The sequence below is a fragment of the Acidobacterium capsulatum ATCC 51196 genome, assembly GCF_000022565.1.
In the GTDB taxonomy this organism is placed as follows: Bacteria; Acidobacteriota; Terriglobia; order Terriglobales; family Acidobacteriaceae; genus Acidobacterium; species Acidobacterium capsulatum.
On record NC_012483.1, the window covers coordinates 174,824 to 195,027 of the forward strand.

Annotated in this window: 23 protein-coding genes; 15 read left to right on the top strand and 8 right to left on the bottom strand. The window is 61.5% G+C overall.

Annotated elements, in window-relative coordinates; genetic code table 11:
* The first annotated feature begins 9 nt into the window (after nucleotides 1–9).
* From accB to ACP_RS00660, 3 genes are all read left to right on the top strand, one after another.
* On the top strand, nucleotides 10–540 hold the full coding sequence (accB, locus tag ACP_RS00650) for an acetyl-CoA carboxylase biotin carboxyl carrier protein (protein ID WP_012680535.1): 531 nt from the start codon (nucleotides 10–12) through the stop codon (nucleotides 538–540).
* Nucleotides 541–549: 9 nt separating this feature from the next.
* On the top strand, nucleotides 550–1,920 hold the full coding sequence (accC, locus tag ACP_RS00655) for an acetyl-CoA carboxylase biotin carboxylase subunit (RefSeq protein WP_012680536.1): 1,371 nt from the start codon (nucleotides 550–552) through the stop codon (nucleotides 1,918–1,920).
* A gap of 482 nt (nucleotides 1,921–2,402) precedes the next feature.
* A complete protein-coding gene (locus ACP_RS00660; RefSeq protein WP_012680537.1) occupies nucleotides 2,403–2,909 on the top strand; it encodes a DinB family protein in 507 nt (168 codons plus the stop codon).
* A 91-nt stretch (nucleotides 2,910–3,000) separates the two neighbouring features.
* On the opposite strand, the gene ACP_RS00665 is transcribed toward ACP_RS00660, so the two are convergent.
* The 3 genes from ACP_RS00665 to ACP_RS00675 form a co-directional block, all read right to left on the bottom strand.
* On the bottom strand, nucleotides 3,001–4,422 hold the full coding sequence (locus ACP_RS00665) for a methyl-accepting chemotaxis protein (protein ID WP_012680538.1): 1,422 nt from the start codon (nucleotides 4,420–4,422) through the stop codon (nucleotides 3,001–3,003).
* Between the two features lie 148 nt (nucleotides 4,423–4,570).
* On the bottom strand, nucleotides 4,571–4,990 hold the full coding sequence (gene vapC / locus ACP_RS00670) for a type II toxin-antitoxin system tRNA(fMet)-specific endonuclease VapC (protein WP_012680539.1): 420 nt from the start codon (nucleotides 4,988–4,990) through the stop codon (nucleotides 4,571–4,573).
* A 17-nt stretch (nucleotides 4,991–5,007) separates the two neighbouring features.
* Nucleotides 5,008–5,253, bottom strand: a complete 246-nt coding sequence (locus ACP_RS00675) for an antitoxin (protein WP_012680540.1) — start codon at nucleotides 5,251–5,253, stop codon at nucleotides 5,008–5,010.
* Nucleotides 5,254–5,374: 121 nt separating this feature from the next.
* On the opposite strand from ACP_RS00675, the gene ACP_RS18200 reads away from it, so the two are divergent.
* A complete protein-coding gene (locus ACP_RS18200) occupies nucleotides 5,375–5,635 on the top strand; it encodes a hypothetical protein (protein ID WP_169305883.1) in 261 nt (86 codons plus the stop codon).
* A gap of 66 nt (nucleotides 5,636–5,701) precedes the next feature.
* Here ACP_RS18200 and ACP_RS00685 read toward each other — a convergent pair whose 3' ends face one another.
* The 4 genes from ACP_RS00685 to cutA all read right to left on the bottom strand — a co-directional run bounded on the left by ACP_RS00685 (nucleotide 5,702) and on the right by cutA (nucleotide 7,984).
* Nucleotides 5,702–6,571, bottom strand: coding sequence for a menaquinone biosynthesis family protein (locus ACP_RS00685; RefSeq protein WP_012680541.1), 870 nt, complete (start codon nucleotides 6,569–6,571; stop codon nucleotides 5,702–5,704).
* A 97-nt stretch (nucleotides 6,572–6,668) separates the two neighbouring features.
* Entirely contained in the window at nucleotides 6,669–7,274 is a 606-nt protein-coding gene (locus ACP_RS00690) for a biotin transporter BioY (protein ID WP_012680542.1), read from the bottom strand.
* 3 nt (nucleotides 7,275–7,277) lie between these two features.
* Entirely contained in the window at nucleotides 7,278–7,433 is a 156-nt protein-coding gene (locus tag ACP_RS18205; protein WP_012680543.1) for a hypothetical protein, read from the bottom strand.
* Between the two features lie 164 nt (nucleotides 7,434–7,597).
* On the bottom strand, nucleotides 7,598–7,984 hold the full coding sequence (gene cutA / locus ACP_RS00695; protein ID WP_012680544.1) for a divalent-cation tolerance protein CutA: 387 nt from the start codon (nucleotides 7,982–7,984) through the stop codon (nucleotides 7,598–7,600).
* 187 nt (nucleotides 7,985–8,171) lie between these two features.
* Here cutA and ACP_RS00700 point away from each other — a divergent pair, with 187 nt between their 5' ends.
* From ACP_RS00700 to ACP_RS00750, 11 genes are all read left to right on the top strand, one after another.
* Nucleotides 8,172–9,575 (top strand): phosphoglucomutase/phosphomannomutase family protein, encoded by a 1,404-nt coding sequence (locus ACP_RS00700; RefSeq protein ID WP_012680545.1) that lies wholly within the window; start codon nucleotides 8,172–8,174, stop codon nucleotides 9,573–9,575.
* A gap of 187 nt (nucleotides 9,576–9,762) precedes the next feature.
* A complete protein-coding gene (locus tag ACP_RS00705; RefSeq protein ID WP_012680546.1) occupies nucleotides 9,763–10,119 on the top strand; it encodes an FtsB family cell division protein in 357 nt (118 codons plus the stop codon).
* Nucleotides 10,120–10,247: 128 nt separating this feature from the next.
* On the top strand, nucleotides 10,248–10,388 hold the full coding sequence (locus tag ACP_RS18510) for a hypothetical protein (RefSeq protein WP_238525606.1): 141 nt from the start codon (nucleotides 10,248–10,250) through the stop codon (nucleotides 10,386–10,388).
* 56 nt (nucleotides 10,389–10,444) lie between these two features.
* Nucleotides 10,445–11,662, top strand: a complete 1,218-nt coding sequence (locus ACP_RS00715; RefSeq protein ID WP_148214962.1) for a glycoside hydrolase family 10 protein — start codon at nucleotides 10,445–10,447, stop codon at nucleotides 11,660–11,662.
* Nucleotides 11,663–11,715: 53 nt separating this feature from the next.
* Nucleotides 11,716–12,801: a vWA domain-containing protein gene (locus ACP_RS00720; RefSeq protein ID WP_148214963.1), complete on the top strand. Its 1,086-nt coding sequence runs from the start codon at nucleotides 11,716–11,718 to the stop codon at nucleotides 12,799–12,801.
* A gap of 52 nt (nucleotides 12,802–12,853) precedes the next feature.
* Complete coding sequence (locus tag ACP_RS00725; RefSeq protein WP_012680550.1) at nucleotides 12,854–13,528, top strand: dienelactone hydrolase family protein; 675 nt, start codon at nucleotides 12,854–12,856, stop codon at nucleotides 13,526–13,528.
* A 78-nt stretch (nucleotides 13,529–13,606) separates the two neighbouring features.
* Complete coding sequence (locus tag ACP_RS00730) at nucleotides 13,607–14,986, top strand: MFS transporter (protein ID WP_238525607.1); 1,380 nt, start codon at nucleotides 13,607–13,609, stop codon at nucleotides 14,984–14,986.
* A 123-nt stretch (nucleotides 14,987–15,109) separates the two neighbouring features.
* The gene (gene rpsO / locus ACP_RS00735; protein ID WP_012680552.1) at nucleotides 15,110–15,376 is read left to right on the top strand and encodes a 30S ribosomal protein S15; all 267 of its coding nucleotides are present in this window, start codon (nucleotides 15,110–15,112) and stop codon (nucleotides 15,374–15,376) included.
* A 266-nt stretch (nucleotides 15,377–15,642) separates the two neighbouring features.
* Nucleotides 15,643–18,063, top strand: coding sequence for a polyribonucleotide nucleotidyltransferase (gene pnp, locus ACP_RS00740; protein WP_012680553.1), 2,421 nt, complete (start codon nucleotides 15,643–15,645; stop codon nucleotides 18,061–18,063).
* 57 nt (nucleotides 18,064–18,120) lie between these two features.
* The gene (locus ACP_RS00745) at nucleotides 18,121–19,038 is read left to right on the top strand and encodes a hypothetical protein (RefSeq protein ID WP_148214964.1); all 918 of its coding nucleotides are present in this window, start codon (nucleotides 18,121–18,123) and stop codon (nucleotides 19,036–19,038) included.
* Between the two features lie 98 nt (nucleotides 19,039–19,136).
* Nucleotides 19,137–19,547: a hypothetical protein gene (locus tag ACP_RS00750; protein WP_012680555.1), complete on the top strand. Its 411-nt coding sequence runs from the start codon at nucleotides 19,137–19,139 to the stop codon at nucleotides 19,545–19,547.
* Nucleotides 19,548–19,661: 114 nt separating this feature from the next.
* Here ACP_RS00750 and ACP_RS00755 read toward each other — a convergent pair whose 3' ends face one another.
* Entirely contained in the window at nucleotides 19,662–20,141 is a 480-nt protein-coding gene (locus ACP_RS00755) for a DinB family protein (protein WP_012680556.1), read from the bottom strand.
* Between the last annotated feature and the right edge of the window lie 63 nt (nucleotides 20,142–20,204).

Sequence of the window (20,204 nt, forward strand, 5' to 3'; positions counted from 1 at the left end):
CAGACAACAATGAATCCAGAAGAGTTGGGACAGTTAAAGGAACTGATCGAGTTCCTGAAGCAGAATCAGATCGGCGAATTTAGCCTGGAACGTGGAGACCTGAAGGTCAACTTGAAGTTCGGGTCCGAGCAGAGCAGCGCGTCCGCAATGGACCTGGCGAGCCTGGCTCGCCTGATGGCCATGCAGCAGCCTTTGGCGGCTCCCGCGGCGCAGCCTGCGGCACCGGCCGTGCAGCATGTGGCTCCGCAGGTGCATGCCAGCGCGGCGGCTCCCGCCGCGGCAGAGGATGAGAACGCCGGGCTGCACATTGTGAAGTCGCCGATTGTGGGCACGTTCTATGAGTCTCCCTCGCCGGGAACCAATGCTTTTGTGAAGATCGGCGATCAGGTGGACAACGGCCAGGTGCTCTGCATTGTGGAAGCCATGAAGCTGATGAACGAGATCGAGTCAGACGCGGCCGGAGAAGTGGTCAAGCGCTTTGTGCAGAACGGGCAGCCGGTGGAGTATGGCCAGCCCCTTTTCGCTCTGAAGGCACGGTAGCCAGAGACTATGTTTCGTAAAGTACTCATCGCCAATCGCGGCGAAATTGCGCTGCGTGTCATCAACGCCTGCAAGGAAATGGGCATTCGCACGGTCGCTATCTATAGCGAGGCGGACCGGCATTCGCTGCACGTGCGCTTTGCCGACGAGGCTATCTGCATCGGTCCTCCGCGCTCGGCTGAGAGCTACCTGAATGTTCCGGCCGTGATCAGCGCGGCCGAGATTGCGGATGTGGATGCGATTCATCCGGGCTATGGCCTGCTGAGCGAGAATGCGAACTTCGCCGAAGTGTGCCGCGCGTCCAACATCAAGTTCATCGGGCCGCCGCCGGAAGTGACGCGGCTGATGGGCGAGAAGGAGAAGGCGCGCCAGGCCATGAAGAAGGCCAAGGTGCCGATTCTGCCTGGCTCCGATGGCATCATTGCCTCAGAAGATGAGGCGCTGGAGTGGGCGAAGTCGGTGGGCTATCCGGTCATTCTGAAGGCCAAGGCTGGCGGCGGCGGGCGAGGCATGCGCGTGATTCGCTCGGCGGCCGAGCTGCCGGCGCTCTACCAGGCGGCGAGCACCGAGGCGGCCAATGCCTTTGGCAACGGCGAGCTCTACATGGAGAAGTTCATCGAGCGCCCGCGCCACATCGAGTTTCAGGTGCTGGCCGATGAACACGGCAACGTCATGTCACTGGGCGAGCGCGAGTGCTCGATTCAGCGCCGGCATCAGAAGCTGATTGAGGAAGCGCCTTCGCTGCAGGTGACGCCGAAGATGCGCGAAGAGATCGGCAAGACGCTCAAGAAATCGCTCGAAGCGGTCGGCTACCAGAATGCGGGCACCGTCGAGTTTCTGATGGACGAGGACGGCAAGCTCTACTTCATCGAGATGAACACGCGCATCCAGGTGGAGCATCCGGTGACGGAGATGGTCACGGGCATTGACCTGGTGAAGGCGCAGTTGCGCATTGCGTCCGGCGAAAAGCTGTCGAGCATTGTGCCGGAGCCGGTGGTGATTCGCGGCCATGCCATTGAGTGCCGCATCAATGCCGAGCACCCGGAGAAGTTCACACCCTCGGCGGGCAAGATTACCGCGTTCAACGTGCCCGGCGGCAATGGCGTGCGCGTGGACACGGCCCAGTATGCCGAAGGCGTGGTGCCACCGTATTATGACTCGCTGATTGCCAAGCTCATCACGCATGGCAAGGACCGCGAAGAGGCGATGAATCGGATGCAGCGTGCGCTGGAGATGTTTGTGGTGCAGGGCATTCATACGACGATTCCGCTGCATCAGCGCATCTTTGCCGATGAGGAGTTCCGCAAGGGCGAGTTTGATACCAAGTTCATGGAGCGCTTCTTTGAGCGTGAAAAAGAGCGTAAGGCCGTGAAGGATTAGTCTTCCGCAAGGCATGGAAAAGCCCCGGGTTGGCAGCAGCTTCGGGGCTTTTTTGCATGGTGCGCACGGAAGGCGTTTTGCCTGTACTGAAGCGCAAAAAAAAAATCACCATTAACGTCCCAGAAGTTATTGATATCGTTGGACGTACCGGACATTAGGCTGGCAAGTCCTTTAGAATCAATGCGAAAATGCCCTTGCCGGTGCCGGGGTTAATGTCGAAATGCCGGGATATCCGTGCAATTCCAGAGGCAGCGGTGCCTGCAGCGCCTGGCTGGATGCAGCGCGCCGTCCGCACTTCTTATCGACCTCTATTTCCAGCATAACGAATTCAGGGGAAATTCCCGGCAGGTGCGAGAGTGATTTTCCGGCAGGTTTGGGTACTCTCGGGTGCGTCGGGTCTGAAAAGAAGCTTCTGTTAATATTTCGCCTTTTGTTCTCTTTTTGAGTGTACGATGATTTCGCTTCCCAAGGAGGGAAAGACGATGAGCCTTGCTGCCGGTTTTTTGCCTGAGTTTGACCACGAATTTGCCAACACGCGCCGGATGCTGGAGCTGGTGCCCAATGATCACCTGAGCTGGAAGCCGCATGAGAAGTCGATGGAGCTGGTGCGGCTGGCGTGGCATATTTCCGACTTTCCGGACTGGTGCCGGGACACGATGAAGCTGCCGGGCATGTCCGTCTCAGTGGAGGACGGCATGAAGTACATGGACGTGTGGAAGGACAAGAAGCGGGAGGACATTCTGGCGCGTTTTGACAAAGACCTGCCCGAGGCGCGGGAGGCGCTGGCCGCGACGAGCGATGAGGACATGGCCAGGAACTGGAAGATGGACTGGATGGGGCAGACGATTGTGGACATGCCGCGCATTGCCGTGTACCGCGGCATGGTGATGAACCACATGATTCATCACCGGGCGCAGTTGGGCGTGTATCTGCGTTTGCTGAATGTTCCGATTCCGGGATTCTATGGGCCTTCGGCGGATGAAGCGTAGGCGGATTGAGTGACAAGGGAAATGCATGGGGGGCCGGTCCATGGCTGGATTCGGCCCCTCGGGGATGGGCTTTCGCTGGGGGGGATTGTGCTTATTGCACCAGCACGCTGAGGTCAATGACGACGGCTTCCATAGCCTTGGCCTGGGCCTGAAGCTGGGCGCTGGCGGCGGCGCTTTCCTCGGCGGTGGCGGCGGTGGTCTGGGTCATCATTTCGAGCGCTTCGAGCGCGGATTTGATTTGCTGGTTGCCGCGATCCTGCTCCTGTGCTCCGGCGCTGACCTCATCGACCACGTTACGGACGCGGGCGGCGTGCCCGGCGACGCTGTGAATGACGCTGGTGACGCCCTCGATGCGTTCGGTGCCGACCTTGGCGTTGGTGACGGATTCCTCGATGAGCGAGGAGGTGTTGCGCGCGGCTTCCGCGCAGCGCTGGGCGAGCGCGCGGACCTCATCGGCGACGACAGCGAAGCCGGCACCAGCCTCGCCGGCCCTGGCAGCCTCGACGGCCGCGTTGAGGGCGAGGAGGTTGGTCTGGAAGGCGATTTCGTCGATCACCTTCATGATGCTGCCGATCTTGCGGCTGGAGCTGTCGATGGCGCTCATGCTCTCGACCATGGCTTCGAGCCGGGTTCCGGCTTCGGTCATGCGCGTGTCCACTTCTGCCATGAGGCGGGAGGCAGCGGTGGCATTCTCCGCATTGCGGGTGGTCATGGCGCTGATCTGATGGCTGGAAGCGGAGGTTTCCTCAAGCGTTGCCGCCTGCTCGGAGGAGCCGGTGGCGAGCTGGTTGCTGGATGCGGCCAACTGGTCAGCCGCGCCGCGAGCCTGCTGGGCAAAGGCGGCGACCTCATTGACCGAGTGCCGCAGCGACTCATTGATGCCCTTGATGACGATGTAGGCGAGGATGCAGCCGCCGAGGAATGCTCCAAAGGCGAGCCAGCTCATGAGCTCAATCGCGTGCCGCATGGCGCGGGAGCCGGCGGCGAGTTGCTGCGCGGCGCGCTCGTTGTTGAACTTGACTTCGGCGGCCATCGCCTTCTTCATGGCCGTGTAGGCGGTGTGGCCGGTGGTGCTGTAGAGATTGACGGCGTCGGGCACCTTGTTGTCCGTGGCCAGGACGCGGAAGTTTTCGCACATGGCGAAGTACTGTTCGACGGCGGTGTGCAGGGCGTCAAACTGGCGGCGGTCCTGCGGGTCGGTGATGCCAGACTCATAGCTCTTGAAGTTGGCCGAGACGTAGGCGTGGATTTTTGCCATGCGCTGCTTTTGAAGCGCCTTGACGTTGCCCATGCCGGGGACGGCCATCATGAGCGTGGAGCCGCGGGCCTCGAGGACGCCGCCCTGAATTTTGGAGAGTTCTTCGAGCGCGGGCACCGAGCGGGTGGCGATTTCGCGCAGATTGCTGGAGATATTCAGCAGTCCGATAACGGCGACTGCTCCGCAGATCACGATGAAGCTGATGAGGAGTGCGCAGAGGATGCTGACACGCTTGCCAATGGTCCAATTCTTCACAGATAGCCTTTCTGAAACGGACCCGGATACGCGTCCGGGATCGCTGCTTTCGAGGCTTATATCGGTGGCTGGAGGAATTTATTTACGGCGGATGAGAAACGGTCTGCAGAATTCGGGGAGATCTGGACGGGAAGCCGGATGGGCGGAATCAGCGGGCGCGGGCGGGCGCGGCCCAGTTTTCAAGAGTAAGGCCCGGGACGCGGCTGAATTCGCGCGTGTTGTTGGTGACCAGGGTGAGTTTAAGCGCACGGGCGTGCGCGGCAATCAGAAGATCATTCGCTCCAATCATGGTTCCGCGCTGCTTGAGGTGAGCGCGAATCTGAGCGTAGTCCGTGCCTGCTTCAGAAGGGAAGCCGAGCACCTGCACATAGCGCAGGAACTCGTGCAGAGCTTCGGCATCCTGAGATTTGCGGGGAGAGACTTCGACGCCATAAGCCAGTTCGGCTTGCGTGATGGCGGAGATGCATACGTCGGAAACAGCCGTCTTGCGGAGACGCCGGAGCACCGCCTCGTGGGTGCGCTTCATGATGTACGACGAGATGTCAGTATCGAGCATGTAGAGAGGCATGAAGGCGGCTCCAGGTCTCAGCGCTCCTGCACGGGGAGATCTTCGACGCCTTCCATGAAGGCGCTGGAGGCGACTGCGCCGGAATCGAGATAGGCGCTCCAGCTATCGGGGCGAGGCGTAAGGATGACCTGGTCGCCGCGCTTCTGGATGAAGACCTCGGAGGTCTGGAAGCGGAATTCCCTGGGCAGACGAATGGCCTGGCTGCGGTTGGTCGTGAAGACCTTCGCAGTGCGCTGCGTCGATGTTTCTCGCGGGGTTGCCATATACTTAAGTATATGGCATTTGGCGTTGGCTGGCGATGGGTAAACGGAAACTTGGAGCGCGCAGCAAAAGGTGCGATGATCTTTGGGGCGCTGACGGATGGTATGGACTTGGGAGCATACGGTGATTAGCTTGGCCTGCGAATCTCCCTTCATCTTTCTATGGTTCGCAAACTGGAAGAAGTCGCGCCGCTTGGGGGACGACGGGGAGTTGGACGGGAATGCCGAACATAGCTTCGGTCTTCCGGACTTTGTGTACTTATTGAGTTGCTTTTTGTTGTTTTATTTCAGCATGCAGCGCTTTCCCTTTGGTACGCAGGCCCAGCGATCGCTTTGTGTCCTGATCGTTGCATTTGCGGTTATTCTTCGAGCTCAAGTGGATTAAGAACCATCTATTGAAGCAAAAGGGCATCCATGACGGATGCCCTTGCTGTTTCTCGTTGGAGCGAAGCTACTCGACGAAGTCGATTTTGACGGGGTGCGGAATGATGCCGCGCTCGTGGCCCATCTGGAGCAGCTTTCGGATGGCGGTGCGGCCGTCTTCGCCATAGCTGAGGGTGCGCTCGTTCACGTACATGCCGACGAACTGGTTGGCCATCTCGGGATCGAGGTCGCGGGCGTACTGCATGGCATGGGCGAGAGCATCTTTGCGGTGGTCGAGGCCGAACTTGATGCTGTCATAAAGGGCCTTGGCAACGATGTGGATGACTTCCGGCCCGAGCGAGCGGCGAATGGCATTGCCGCCGAGGGGGAGCGGGAGTCCGGTCTGCTCCTGCCACCAGACGCCGAGGTCAATGATCTTGTGCAGGCCGCTGTGGGAGTAGGTGAGCTGGCCTTCGTGGATGATGAGTCCGGCGTCATATTTACCGGCGAGCACCTGCGGGATGATCTGGTCGAAGGGGACGACTTCGGTTTCGATTTCGGGCGCGAAGAGCTTCAGCGTGAGGTAGGCCGTAGTGAGGGTTCCGGGCACGGCGATCTTGATTTTGCGAATCTCGTCGAGCGAGTAGGGCCGCGGAGCGATGATCATGGGGCCGTAGTTTTCCCCGACCGAGCCGCCGCAAGCCATCAGCGCGTAGTTGTCCTGAATGTAGGGGTACGCGTGGAAGGAGACGGCGGTGACATCGTAGAAGGCCTCGTTCATGGCCTTGTGGTTGAGCGTCTCAATGTCCGTGAGGGTGTGGGTGAAGCGGTAGCCGGGCACCTGCACGTTGTCGCTGGCGAGGCCATAGAACATGAAGGCGTCGTCGGAGTCTGGGCTGTGCGCAATGGTGATTTCGCGAATGGCGGCATCGTTGGATGCGGGCGTCTGAGTGCTCACTACGGTCTTTGATCCTTTCAGCAGCAGTTACAAGTTGGAGGCGCGGGACAGAGGACTGGATGCGGCCGCGCGCCCGAGGTTTTTTGCCGCGCGAAAGTTACTCGGCGGAGGTGTTCGGCTGGCGCAGGCGCGTGAAGCCGGCGGCGAGAGCGGCGGCGGCGGCGACCTTGAGTCCTTCGCCGGGCAGGAAGGGCACCATGCCGAACTCGAAAGCGTGGGCCGGGCTGAGGTGCAGCAGCGTCATCAGCCCGGCGGAACCGCTGGTGAGCAGCAGCAGATCGGCCACCGCAGCCGCGATGAGAGCGGCGGCAAAGTTTGAGAGCAGGGGCATGCGGCGGCCACGGCTGTAGAGCCATCCGGCCAGCGCGGCGACAAACGGGAAGGCGATGATATAGCCGCCGGTGGGCCCGAAGATGTGCAGTGGGCCGGGCGCGCCCATGGGCGCGAGAACGGGCAGGGCGGCCATGGCCTCAAGCAGATAAAGCGACAGCGAGGAGAATGCGATGGCGGGACCGAGCAGCAGGCCAATCGCCAGCACGGCCAGAGGCTGCAGCGTGAACGGGACCGGCGTGAAGAAAAGCGGGAACGAGATGTGAGCCGAGATGGCGACCAGCAGGCTGCCGGAGAGGGCGAGTCCCGTGTGGCGCAGCAGCGCGTGGCGGCGAGGGAGGACAGCGGGCGAAAGAGCAGTGGTTGTATTCATCGCTTATTCCAGTGAGGATTTCGAGGCCGTTTCCGGGATGGATTCCGGCGCATCTTTGTGCGCCTGCGAGTTGTGGTCGCGGATATGGCGGGCAATGCTGATGACCGTCCAGATCAGCGCCAGAATGCTCAATACGTATACGGCGTACAAATAACGCATGACAAATCAGTGTGGGTTCCGGGCATGGGGAAGTGCGCCGGAACAGTCACCGCATAGGATAACAGGCGGCTGGCCGCCGGTGGGCTGGCCGGAGAGACGCGAGGGCTTCGCTGTGTGGGAATGAGGGGTGGCACGGCGCGCCTGATGTCAGCTTGCCGGGTATTTCAGCTTTCGGGGGCCGGTGCGACGCAATGGTGCAGCCAGGCGGCGTAGGTCTGGCTGGCCGTGGCGTCGAGGATGAGGAATTCCGGCACCTCATAGGAGTGCAACTCATGCAGCCGGGCCTCAAGCTGCGGCAGGCGCTCGCGCGAAGTCTTGAGCAGCATCAAAACCTCAGAGGACTGCTCGATCTGGCTCTGCTCAATCTGGTCCTGCCAGCGGTAGACGGAGGTCATGGACGGCAGCATTTGCACGCAGGCGGCGAGATGGGCTTCGACGAGGGAATGGGCGAGGCGCTGCGCTTCTTCGACTGAAGGGGCAGTGGTGAGAACCAGACACACGGAAGATGGGGGACGTGCAGAGGATGTGCCGGCGGCAGGGGATGAGGTCATGGAAAGGCTCCGGTTAAGATGGCTGGGGATACTTTAGCTGTTTTCACTAGCTACTAAATCTGTGTGGCCGCGTGTGGTGTACAGATGAGAGTAGCGAGTGTTTGTGGTGGATGATTTTCAGGGCGCGGCAGCCGTGCCCATATACGAAGGCACAATCAGTTTGCATCGAGAAGATTGAGGAGAAGAGATGGCGACCGAGATCAAGTTTGGAACATCGGGCTGGCGCGCAATTGTGGCGGATGAATTTACGTTTGGCAACGTGCGGCGCGCGGTGACGGGCATTGCGAAGTATGTGGCCGCTCAGCCGGGCGAGCATTCGGTGCTGGTGGGGCGCGATCCGCGCTTTCTGGGCGAGCTGTTCGTGGCCAAGACGGCGAATCTGCTGGCCTCGCATGGCGTGCGTCCGCTGGTGATTCCCGAGGCCGCGCCGACGCCGGCGATCTCCTACGCGGTGCGCCAGCACAAGACGGGCGGCGCGATTAACTTTACGGCCTCGCATAATCCGCCGGAGTACAACGGCATCAAGTTCTCGACGCCGGACGGCGCCCCAGCGCTGCCGGAGGTGACGAAGCAGATTGAGGCGAATATTCAGGCGCTGGGCGATGCGCCGGTGGCCGATGCCGCCGAGCCGAAAGAGAAGTTTGAAGAAGTGGACGTGAAGCCCTCGTATCTGAAGCGGCTGGCGGATCTGGTGGATCTGAAGGCGGTGCAGAAGTCGGGCATCAAGGTGGTATTTGATCCCTTCTGGGGTGCGGCGCGCGGCTATAGCTGCCACATTTTGCGCGAGCACGGCGTGGAAGTGGCCACGGTGCACGATTACCGCGATGTGCTGTTTGGCGGGCATGCGCCCGAGCCGGACGACCACCTGCTGGGCAAGTGCAAGGAGAAGATGAAGGAGACCGGCGCGGCGCTGGGCATTGCGACCGACGGCGATGCGGACCGCTTTGGCATTGTGGACGGCGATGGCACCTTCATTCAGCCGAATTATGTCATTGCGCTGCTCTTCGACTACCTGGTGGAGACACGCGGCTGGCGCAACGGCGTGGCGAAGTCAGTAGCGACGACCAACCTGGTGAATGCGCTGGCGGAATTTCACAAGATTGAGCTGCATGAGACGCCGGTGGGCTTCAAGTACATCGGCGAGCTGATCAACAAGGACGCGATTGTGATCGGCGGCGAAGAGAGCGCGGGGCTGACGATTCGCGGCCACGTGCCGGAGAAGGACGGCGTGATTGCCGGCCTGCTGATGGCCGAAATGGTGGCCGTGCGCGGCAAGAGCATTGGCGAGCAACTGAAGGCGCTGTTTGCCAAGGTGGGCGAGTTCTATCCGATGCGCGAAAACTTCCGGCTGACGCCGGAGGTGAAGGCCTCGTTTGTGGAGAAGATCAAGCACGATCCCACCGAGATTGGCGGCCGCAAGGTCACCGGCGTGGTGCGCACCGATGGCCTGAAGCTGGTGCTCGACGACGGCTCGTGGGTCTGCTACCGCTTGAGCGGCACCGAGCCGGTGGTGCGCGTTTACTCCGAGTCGCGCAAGCAATCAGAATCGCAGCCATTGAGCGATGCCGCCAAGGCATGGGTAATGGCTTAGATTCCTGCGCGGCGAATTATTGAAAAAGGCGTTCCTTCTCCATGCCGGACGCGGCATCCTTAATGATTAGCTGGTTGTGTGTTCGGTGGGTTCGCCGCACACATCCGGCATGGAGAAACGCTTGCTGCCGCAGCCTCAGACAGTTCCGCTACCAGACCAACCCCAGCCCGCGAAAATGGAGCGGGTGATGGCGCTTGTCCTGCGCCTGCGCCGCCGCGCGGCGACGGTGGCGATTGTGTTGATGGCGGTCTGCATTGGCTACTATGTGGTGGCCGGGCAGAACGGCCTCAAGTCCTATGAGCAGAAGCGGCACGAGGCCGAGCATCTGCAGCAGCAGATTGAGCACCTGCAGCAGGAAAACGGCCAGTTGCAGCAACAGGTGCATGCGTTGCAGAGCGATCCGGATGCGATTGAGCATGAGGCGCGCGAGCGCCTGCACTACGCCCGTCCGGGCGAGGTGATTTACACGCTCAACAATGCTCCGTCGGGCGCGAATGGCAGCAATCCCTCGACCCAGCCCGCGCCTTCTTCCTCCAGCCGGTAGCTCTGGCCTGCGGCTATACTCGTGCCATGAGAGCAGCGCTGCGTTTTTTGTGGAATTCCACCCGCGGGCATCATTTGCGCCCGTGGAGGAGCGAATTTCTGAAATGGCGCATCGAGACTTATTCCGGCATGAAAGCAGAAGAGCTTACCCGCCAGCAGGTGCTGGCTTTTGTGTGGCGTGAGCGCCGCAACCTGATTCGCTTTTTGCGCTGGACCGAGGAAATGGAAGGCTACCGCAAGCAGGCGCAGCGCGCGCAGCGTCCGCTGTAGAGAGATACGGAGAGGCAGACTTGGATTCACGGCGGCAGTTTTTGAGGAAGTCCCTGATGGCGGCGGCAGCCGGCAGCCTGAGCGGCACGGCGCTGGCAGGCTGCGGCGGGCATAAGACGCATTCGATTCCGGGGCAGGCGATGGCTCCGCATCTGCATGAGGTGAGCGGGCCGCGCTCGCTGCGTGCGCATGCGGCGGCGGCAGGCTTGCTGGTGGGCTGCGCGGTCAATCCTCGCGGCCTGGACGGAGAGCCGGCCTATAGCCAGACGGTCGCCGATCAGATGAATCTGCTGGTGGCCGAAAATGCGATGAAGTGGGGACCGCTGCGGCCCACGATCGATACCTTTGACTTTCGCCCGGCGGACGACATCATGGATTTTGCCGCGCGCCACAATCAGCAGGTGCGCGGGCATAATCTCTGCTGGCATGAGGAGTTGCCCACCTGGTTTGCCTCTGAGGTGAACAAGGGCAATGCAAAGGAGATTCTGATTCAGCACATTCAAACGGTGGCGGGCCGCTATGCCGGGCGCATTCAGTCGTGGGATGTGGTGAATGAGGCGATCCTCCCGAAGGACGGACGGCCGGATGGTCTGCGCAAGTCGCCGTGGCTGGAACTGCTGGGCCCGGATTACATCGATATTGCGTTCCACACGGCGCGCCTGGCCGATCCGCACGCGCTGCTGACCTATAACGACTACGGCATTGAGAAAGACACGCCCGAGGACACGATCAAGCGCGGCGATGTGCTGATGCTGATTCGGCGCATGAAGGCGCGGGGCGTGCCGCTGGATGCGGTGGGGATTCAGAGCCATCTGACGGCGGGCGACCCGATGCCGGGCGCGGGGCTGCGGGCCTTTGTGCGGGAGTGCGGCCGCCTGGGCCTGCAGGTATTTGTCACCGAGATGGATGTGAATGACAAAAAGCTGCCGGCGGCGGTGGAAGAACGCGATCAGGCGGTGGCGAAGGTCTATCAGGACTACCTGACGATGATGCTGGCCGAGCCCAATGTGACCGCCGTGCTGACGTGGGGCGTCACGGACAAATACACCTGGCTGGACGGGCCAAAGTTCGGGCGCGCCGATGGACGGCCGGAGCGTCCGTTGCCGTTTGACTCTGACTATCAGCCTACCCCGGCCTTTTTTGCAGAGCGCGCGGCGCTGGACTCGCGGGCGGCACGGCTGTCGGCTCCGGTGCGGCAGGGCGATCCTTATGCGCCTTTCCGGCCTGGTTCGGCGCGGGGCGGGGCGGCTGGGCCACAATCGGAGCGGCAGTAGGAAACGGATTGCCGGTTTCCTCCGTCTACATAAAGAAGTTGAGAGAGTCCTCCTTGGTGCGTTTTCGTATCTGCCGGTATCTGGTGTGGCTGGCTGTGTTGAGTGCGTGTTGCATGGCCCATGCGCAGGAGCCGTTTCCCGGCGAACCCGCGCACTTGCCGAAGCATGCGGAGCCGTTGCCTCCGCCGGGCCTGCAGGACTATGGACATCCACCGTTGCCTTCACAGCAGGACCCCGGCGTGCTGCGCGTGACCACCAACCTGGTGCTGGTGCCCACGCTGGTCGAGCACAATGACGGCTCCATTGTGTATGGGCTCAAGGCCAGCGACTTCAGCCTGTATGACAATGGCGTGCCGCAGCAGGTGCATCTGGACGATGACATGGATCTCACGCCCATCTCGCTGGTGGTGTGCGTGGAACGGGGCCGCGACGCTCCGCTGGTGCAGGAGGAAATTCAGCAGCTCGGCACGCTGTTGCAACTCTTCACGGGCGGAGGCCATACCGATACGGCGCTGGTGGCCTTTGATTCAAAGCCGGTGTATCTGGATGGATTTTCGAGCAACCCTTCCTACGTAGAGCAGGATTTGCAGAGTCTTGCGCCGGGCAATGGCGGCGCGGCCATTCTGGATGCGGTGGGTTACTCGCTGGACCTGCTGGAGCATCAGCCCGCGGATCACCGCCGCGTGCTGTTGCTGGTGAGTGAGTCGCGCGATCACGGCAGCACGCATGTGACGATTCCGTCGCTGGTGCAGCGCATCGGGCAGAGCAATACGCTGGTGCTGAGCCTGGTGTTTTCGCCCTCACGGGCGGAGCTGAACAACTGGGGCCATGGCGGCGGTTCGCGGGGCACGATGAACCTGCTGGCTCCGCTGATGATGACATATAACGCGATGCGCAAGAATATTCCGCGCACGCTGGTTCACATGACGGGCGGAGAGTATGCGCCGTTCGGGCGCGACAAGCGCTTCCAGATGGACGTGGTGGAGCTGGCCAATCACGCCTACAACCGCTATCTGCTGAGCTTTCATCCAACCGACCTGACGCCGGGCCTGCATCACCTGGAGGTGAGGCTGAACAACGGCATCCAAGCCATTGTGATTGCCCGCGCCAGCTACTGGGCTACGAGTCCATCTGGTTGATGGATGCATGGCGCGCGGACAGCAGAGATTTCTGAATCAGGAGAATAGAACCATGAGTGAGACAGTACAGCTGCGCGCGAGCGACGGTTTTGATCTGGATGGGTATGTGGCGCGTCCGGAGGGCGAGCCGATCGGCGGATTGGTCGTGGTGCAGGAGATCTTTGGCGTGAACCGGCACATTCGCTCGGTGGCCGATGGATATGCGCGCGATGGATTTCTGGTGGTGGCTCCGGCGCTGTTTGACCGCTATGAGAAGGGTGTGGAGCTTGAGTACAGCGGCGCGGATATGCAGAAGGCGCTATCGTTCGTACCAAAGCTGAATCTGAATGATGCCGTGAGCGATGTGGCCGCGGCGCTGCATTGGGTGCGGCAGGAGTCGAACAAAAAATGCGGCATGATTGGCTATTGCTTTGGCGGCTCGCTGGCGTGGCTGGCGGCGACGCGTCTGCACACCGATGTGGCCGTGGGCTACTACGGCGGCATGATCGGCAAGTTCAAGGATGAGCAACCGCGCTGCCCCGTGATGCTGCATTTTGGATCGCAGGACAAGCACATTCCGAAAGAGGGTGTGGACGAAGTGCAGGCCGCGCATCCTGAGGTGCAAATCTACTGGTATGACGCCGATCACGGCTTCAACTGCGACGCGCGCTCCAGCTACGATGCTCCCTCGGCCAAAGTGGCGCGGGAGCGTTCACTCGCCTTTCTGAAGCAGCATTTGCAGGGCTAGCGCGAGCGGTATCTTCGCATCGATTCACCGCGCCGGGCATCGAAACTAATAGCTGGAACAGGGAAGTCATTGCAGAGCATGCCGAAGGCAGATCCGCAGCGCGAGCCCGCGCCGCCACAACCAGAGAGAAGACCGGGAGCAAACGACGGAGCGGCAGCCGCGCCGAGGCGGATGGATTTTTCGCATGCCTGGCGGGCGCTACGGCACCGCAACTTCCGGTTATTTTTCAGCGGGCAGAGCATCTCGCTCATCGGCACATGGATGACGCGCATTGCCACGGCGTGGCTCGTCTACCGGTTGACGCATTCGGCCGTGCTGCTGGGTACGGTGGGCTTTGTGGGGCAGATTCCCACGTTTCTGCTGGCTCCCTTCGCGGGCGTTTGGGCTGACCGGCTGAACCGCCGCACGGTGCTCGTGTGGACGCAGGGGCTGGCGATGGTGCAGTCGCTGATGCTTGCCGTGCTCACGCTGACCCACCGCATCACGATTCCTGAGATTCTTGCGCTGGCCGTCTTTCAGGGCATGATCAATGCCTTTGACATGCCGGCGCGGCAGGCTTTCATGGTGCAGATGGTGGAGTCGCGCAACGATCTGCAGAATGCCATTGCGATCAACTCGTCCATGGTGAACCTGGCGCGGCTCATCGGGCCGTCGCTGGCGGGCATCATCATTGCGGCGAGCAGTGAAGGGTACTGCTTTCTGATTGATGGCCTCAGCTATATTGCGGTGATTGTCTCGCTGCTGCTGATGCGCATTCACGCAGTGGAGAAGAAGAGCGAGCGGGCCTCGATGGTGGAGCAATTGCGCGAGGGCTGGTCCTACGTCTCGGAATTTGTGCCGGTTCGCAGTATTCTTACACTGTTTGCCATACTCAGCCTGATGGGCTGGCCGTTTGTGGTGCTGATGCCGATTTTTGCGGCGAAGGTGCTGCATGGCGGGCCCAACACGATGGGCTTTTTGATGGGAGCCGTCGGGGTGGGCGCGCTGGTCTCGGCGCTGGTGCTGGTGGTGCGGAAATCAGTGCGGGGGCTGACGAGCATTATTCCCATTGCGGCGGTGATCTTTGGCTGCGGGCTGATTGCGTTTGGATTTTCGCGGACGATGTGGCTGAGCATGATCCTGATGCTGTTCACCGGTTATGGCATGATGCAGGGGCTCACGGCCAGCAATACGGTGATTCAGACGCTGGTGGACGAGAAGATGCGGGGCCGCGTGATGAGTTATTACACGGCCGCGTTTGTGGGCATGGCTCCGTTCGGCAGCCTGCTTGCCGGCTTTCTGGCGCACTGGATGGGCGCGCCGTACACGGTGATCTTCAGCGGGAGCGTCTGCATTCTGGGGGGCCTGTGGTTCTGGTCGCAGTTGCCGGCGATTCGGCGGGATATGCGTCCGGTTTATGAGCGGCTGGGCATTGTGGCGCCGCGTGAGCCTGCGGTGGCCGAGGAAGCCGCGCGGTGAGCCGAAGAAAAGGCGATATTCAGCATGGAAGCGGGCTGGCCTGCAATGGGCATTGATGTTACTCTTAATCCAGACACTTAGGAAGTGTATTGCAACTGAAACGAAAGAGGAGTACGCACCGCTGTGCTGGCACCCGTAAAGAAAACTGAAATCATCTCGCAGTTCCGCACTCACGACAGCGACACTGGCAGCCCGCAGGTCCAGATCGCAATCCTGAGCGAGCGCATTGGCGAGCTTACCGAGCACTTCAAGACCCACGCGAAGGACCATTCCTCGCGCCGCGGCCTGTTGAAGCTGGTGAGCAAGCGCCGCCGTCTGCTCGACTATCTCAAGCTGCATGACACCGACAGCTACCGTGACGTTATCGGCAAGCTCGGCATCCGTAAGTAGGTAAAGCGGAATCTCTTGTCCCCTGCGCGCACGCGATACGGATTCAAGGGAAGGGATGGGGTGCGGCAGTCAGCAGGTTCTGCTGGCTGCGCCTTTGATTTTGCATCAGCCCCATCCGGCTTTCCTCGCCACAAGCCCGCTCCCGGGCTTTGTCGCTGGGCTGTCGCCCGCGTGCATCCCACCCCCACAATCCTCTCCGCGCTCTTCCCGCCAATTCCCACCGGAACGACTCTTCGCGGAGTGGTCTGCTCTGAAACGAGGATGATATGAAACAAGACGTAACCGTCGAATTGACCGGCGGAAAGAAGCTGCATTTTGAGACGGGCCGCATGGCCAAGCAAGCTTCCGGCGCTGCGCTGGTCACCCAGGGTGAATCTGTTGTGCTGGCCACGGCCGTGGCCGCGCCCGATCCCAAGGAAGGCATTGATTTCTTCCCCCTCACGGTGGATTACCGTGAATACGCTTATGCCGGTGGCCGCATTCCCGGTGGATTTATCAAGCGCGAAGGCCGCCCGAGCGAGCGCGAGATTCTTACCAGCCGCCAGATTGACCGTCCCATTCGCCCGTTGTTCCCCGAGGGCTTCCGCAATGAGACGCAGGTGATCGCGCTGGTTTTCTCGGCCGACAAGGAAAATGATCCTGACATTGTGGGCATCAACGCCGCGAGCGCCGCGCTGGCCCTGTCAGACATTCCTTTCGCCGGGCCGGTGGGCGCGGTGCGCGTGGGCTATGTGAATGGCGAGTACGTCATCAATCCGTCGTATGCCGAGCGCCGCGACAGCAGCATCAACATCACCGTTGTCGGCACCATGGACGGCATTGTGATGATCGAGAGCGGCTCGGCCGAAGTGCCGGAAGAAGTGGTGCTGGGCGCGATCGACTTCGGCCACACCGAGATCAAGAAGATTGTGGCGGCCATCAATGAGCTGGCGGCCAAGGCCGGCAAGACGAAGCGTGCCGTGACTGCTCCTGAGTTTGATGAGGCCTACTTCGAGACTCTGAAGAACAAGATTGGCGCCCGCCTGGCCGATGCGCTCGACACCAAGGCGCATCCGAAGACGGAGAGCTATGCGCTGGTCAAGCAGATCAAGGACGAGCTGGCCGCCGAGATTCCGGCGGACGAAAATGCCGGCGCCGCCAAGAAGAAGCTGGCTCACTACTATGAACTGCTTCGCGAAAAAATCTTCCGCGAGCAGGTGACCAAGGATCGCGTTCGTCCGGATCGCCGCGGGTTTGACGAGATTCGCCAGATCACGATTGAAGTGGGCGTGCTGCCCCGCACGCACGGTTCGGCGCTCTTCACGCGCGGCGAAACGCAGGCGCTGGTGACGGCGACGCTGGGCACCAACGATGATTCGCAGCGCCTGGAGACCTTTGAGGGCGAGCAGAAGAAGCGCTTCATGCTGCACTACAATTTCCCGCCCTTCTCGGTGGGTGAAGTGGGCCGCATGACCGGTGTGGGCCGCCGCGAAGTGGGCCACGGCGCACTGGCCGAGCGCGCGATCAGCGCCGTTCTGCCGGGTGAGGACGAGTCGCCCTACGCGCTGCGCGTCGTTTCAGACATTCTGGAGTCGAATGGTTCCTCGTCGATGGCCTCGGTGTGCGGCGCAAGCCTCGCGCTCATGGATGCGGGCATCCCGCTGAAGGGCGCGGTGGCCGGCGTGGCGATGGGCCTGGTGAAGGAAGGCGACGAGTACGCCATCCTGACCGACATTGCCGGTGCGGAAGACCACTACGGCGACATGGACTTCAAGGTGGCCGGTACCCGCAAGGGCATCACGGCGCTGCAGATGGACATCAAGATCAGCGGCATCACCGGCCAGATCATGCGCGAAGCCATGGAGCAGGCGCGCCGTGGCCGCATGTTCCTGCTCGACAAGATGGACGAGATTCTGGCGGCTCCGCGTGAGGAGAAGTCGAAGCACGCACCGCAGATCCGGACTGTCCAGATTCCGACCGACAAGATTCGCGATCTCATCGGGCCGGGCGGCAAGACGATTCGCGGCATCATCGAGGCCACGCAGGTCAAGATCGACGTGGACGACACGGGCCGCGTGAACATTGCCTCGAGCGACGAAGAAGGCCTCAAGAAGGCGCTGGCGATGATCAATGACCTCACCGCCGTGCCCGAAGTGGGCAAGACTTATCTGGGCAAGGTGGTTCGCCTGGCCGAGTTCGGCGCATTCGTTGAGATCTTCCCGGGCACCGACGGTCTGCTGCACATCAGCGAAATTGCCGAACATCGCGTCAAGGAAGTGAAGGACGAGCTGCACGAAGGCGATCAGGTGATGGTGAAGGTTCTCGGCGTCGAGGGCAACCGCATCAAGCTCTCCCGCAAGGCCGTGATTCGCGAGCAGCGCCAGAAGCTGGGCCTGCCCGAACCGGGTGCCGAAGCTCCGGCAGCCGCTGAAGGCCAGCCGCGTGCCGAACGCGCCGAGCGTCAGCCGTCGTCGAATGCCAGCACTATCACGATTGAGGGCGGCGAGGATTTCGACGACTTCGATGAAGAGGGCGGCGAAGGCGAGGGCGAAGACGAGAACTTCAACCGCGAAGACACGCCGAACAGCGCTCCCGGAGAGCGCCGTCCGGGTGGCGCGGGTGCTGCGGGCAACCGTGGCCGCCGCCGCCGTCGCGGCCGTGGCCGTGGACCGGGCCAGGGCGGCGGTGGAAACCGCGGACCCCAGTAAATCATCCTTACCAGAGAGGCTGCGCATCGCGCGGCCTCTCTGCTTTTGGGAATGACCGTGCGCATCACGCTTCTGTTTCTCGTTCTCGGCGCGATCTGGGGCAGTGCCTGGCTGCTGCATGCCGAGCCCTATTCCGGGCCGCCCCTGCTGGCGGCGGGCGCATTTCGTTTTGCGCTGGCCGCTGTGCTGCTGGGCATCGCCGCGGTATTTCAACGTGGCTTCCGGCGTCGCGGCAACGGCCGAGCTGCGACCGGGCACTCATCCTTCTGGCGTTCTTCCGCGATGCTGGGTATGCTGCTGCTCGCGCTGCCCTATGCGTGCTCAGCAGCCGCCTCGCACGCCGGCGTGGCGGCGGGCCTTCCCGGAGCCATCTATGCAGCCATGCCGCTGGCGGTGCTGCTGCTGCTTGAGGACGAAATTCCGGCGCGCATACCGGTGCTGCTGCTCGGCTTTACGGGTGTTTCGCTGCTGGTGATTCAGGGCTTGCAGTTGGATCTCGCGCATTGGCGCGGCGAACTACTGCTGCTGGGCGGCATGGCCGCGAATGCGGCGGCGCTCGCGTATGTAGTGCGCGGCGGCAGGGAGCGGATGCGAGCCGCAGCCTCCCTGGCCGGATGCGCAGTGCAGTGCGCCGTAGCGGCGGCGCTGCTGGCATTGGTGGCCACTCTCGACGGGCAATGGCCTGCCGTGTCGGGTGTTGCGCATACTTTCGCGGGAATTCTCAGGCCGGCTGTCGTCTTTGAGGCTGTGATTTCGTCTATTACTTTGCCGATGATGTACCTGTTGCTGCGCCGGGCCGGCGGAGTTCCGGTGGCGGCGGTGCAATGGCTGGTCACGTTGACAGGGTTCGCGGAGGCCGCGTGGTTGCTTGGGCTTCACCTGATATGGGAGAACTGGGCGGGGTGTGCGATGATCCTCGCGGCCCTCGTGATGTTGCTGCGGGAGATAGGGCCCGAGTGGCAACCAGACCTATGATGGCAGCGCACAGGGGACGTTATCGGGTAACTAAGCGGGTAACTGGAGATACCTTTTCTCTTCGTGAACATCTAAAGAATTGAGGTAGACTGCCGCGTATGAGCGCTTCCTTGTACATTGTCGTTGAGGGCGAAGACCCCGGTTACGATATCTTCGTCAACGGCCGCGCGCTCGCGCGCAATGAAGACTCGCTCGAAAAGCTGGCGATGCGTCTCGGGGTGCCTCCATTGCTCGACTTCTTTTCAGCCGATGAGAACTCGATGGCGCTGCTGCTGGAGGAAGGCGCGGGCGACCCGGCCTGGGCACAGACGCTGCCGCCGCCGCAGTGGTTTTCTCCCGTGGACGGGCTGGTCACGGTACGGGCGCTGCTCGATCATCTGCAGCAGAATCCTGCAACGATGGGCTCTGACACGCATGAGGTGATTCGCGAGCTTGCCGAATACGAAACCGTGCTCAGTAAGACGGCGACCCGCGATCTGCGCTGGCAACTCGCCGTGAGCTGGCGCTAAGCTGGCTTCTTCCTGTCACGAACTGTCACGAAAAAATTAGCTAGCTCTCGAATTGCCGCAGATGGTGGCCGGTGTGCAGCCATGCCCAGCGCATCCATTCCTGTGCCATGCGTTCTATTTCCAGATGCCGAGCAACTGCCGTACCAGAATGATCTGCCCGGTGTGGTAGCTGGTGTGATCGGCTGCGAGCAGCACTTCGCGCAGCAACGTCTGGCCATCGCCCCAGGGAATCTTGGAGTAGAGGTTGGAGCGGGGATCGCTCATCAGCTTCTCGAACTCTTCCATGTCCTGCTGAATGGCGGTGACGGTCCGGTGCCAGTCTTCGGGGTGCTGGGGCGCGGGATTTTTGGGCCAGTAATCGGCAGGCCATTCGGGCTCGGTGTATTCGGGGTTGGTGCAGAAATTGATGAGGTCATGCAGCGTGAAGCGGATATGCTCCAGCAACTCCCATGCGCTGTGCGGCAGACCGTGCGGGCGGGTGCCGTAGTGCTCGGCAGGGAAGTCTTCGACAGCCGCGTTCAAGTCGGCATGCGCGCCCTGTCCGCGCAAAAAGGGAATCAGGGTGTCACGTAGCAAGTGATCATGGGTTGGCATCTCAGAATCGCTCCTGTTATTTGGATGCAGAAGCAATCATGGCCGATCACAAGAAGTAAGGCC